This window comes from Comamonas sp. B-9 (assembly GCF_000410635.1).
Taxonomy (GTDB): domain Bacteria; phylum Pseudomonadota; class Gammaproteobacteria; order Burkholderiales; family Burkholderiaceae_C; genus Comamonas.
Genome location: NZ_KE148547.1, coordinates 448 through 1,747, shown reverse-complemented (window position 1 = coordinate 1,747; position 1,300 = coordinate 448). Strand labels below are relative to the sequence as shown.

The 1,300-nt window shown below is 67.1% G+C and carries 2 protein-coding genes; one reads left to right on the top strand and one right to left on the bottom strand.

From position 1 onward, the window contains the following. The coding region (locus H928_RS0109520) for a YbfB/YjiJ family MFS transporter (protein WP_043339447.1) at positions 1-644 on the bottom strand (644 nt) is incomplete at its 3' end. 78 nt (positions 645-722) lie between these two features. Between H928_RS0109520 and H928_RS33170 the strand changes: the two genes are divergently transcribed. Then, positions 723-1,300, top strand: a 578-nt coding sequence (locus H928_RS33170; protein ID WP_306729936.1) for a LysR family transcriptional regulator, incomplete at its 3' end; no start/stop codon positions are given.

Genomic DNA, 1,300 nt, shown 5'->3' with positions numbered 1-1,300 from the left:
GGCGCCAGCGGCCCGCGCACCACCGTCATCACCATCAGCCACAGCACCAATGCCAGCAGCGCAAAGGCCAACCAGGCGCCGACCGCATGCCAGCCGGCCGCCACCATCGCGCTGGTGGCCAGGCCCGTGAGCGCAATGCCGATGCCCGGGCCGCAAAACAGCAGGCCGCCCATTTGCGGCCGCCCCAGATGCGCCAGCTGCGACATGCACCACAAGGTGATATTGAGAAACACCACCGCACTGGCCACGCCCGAGACAAAACGCAGGCTGGCCCAGGCGCCAGGCCAGTTCAGCGCCATCGCCGCCGTCAGCACTGCGGTGATGAACAGCCACCAGTGCACCATGCGCGAGGGGTGCAGGCGCTGCATCAGGCCCGGGGCCACCCAGGGCAGCACCATGCAGACCAGCGAGCCGACAAAGTAGCCCAGGTAGTTGCTCATCGCCAGCCAGCTGCCCTGGGCCAGGTCGATGCTGCCGTCGTGCAGCATCATCGGCATCAAGGGCGTAAAGGCAAAGCGCCCCACGCCCATGGCCGAGGCCAGCGCCAGCATGCCGGCCACCGCCACCCACCAGGGGCGCTGGCCCCAGCGCAGTGAGGGGGCGGAGGTGGAAGAGGAAACCGAGGAGCTGACCGAGGGTGGCATGGTGCGGACCTAGTGCTTATGTATCTTTTTTGGAGATGCCATGTTAAATTAACATCTTCAAAAAAGATAGATACCGCCGTGTTGGATCTCGCCACCCTCGCCATTTTTCAGCAGGTCATTGCCAGCGGCAGCATCACCCGTGCTGCGCAGCAGCTGGGCCGCGCCCAGTCCAATATCACCACCCGTATCCAGCAGCTGGAGGAGTCGCTGGGCGTCGCGCTTTTTGTACGCGAAGCCCGGCGCATGGTGCTGACACCCGAGGGACAGCAGTTGCAGCGCTATGCCGACCAGCTGCTGACCCTGGCCGAAGAGGCCACGCAAAGCCTGCGCGGCCAGCAGCCCAGCGGGCGGCTGCGCCTGGGCTCGATGGAGAGCACGGCCGCCGCGCGCCTGCCGCTGCCGCTGGCCGCTTTCCACCGCACGCATCCCCAGGTGCAACTGGAGCTGTCCACGGCCGCGTCGCTGCAGCTGATGGAGCAGGTGCTGGACCACCAGCTCGATGCCGCACTGGTCGCCTGGCCGCCCCCGGATGTGGATGCGCCGCTGCCGCTGGACCTGGTGCCGCTGTACGAAGAATCGCTGCTGCTGCTGCGCCCCGCCCAAACCCAGCAGGGGGAGCTGCCGCGCACCCTGGCCGGTTTCAGTGATGGCTGCAC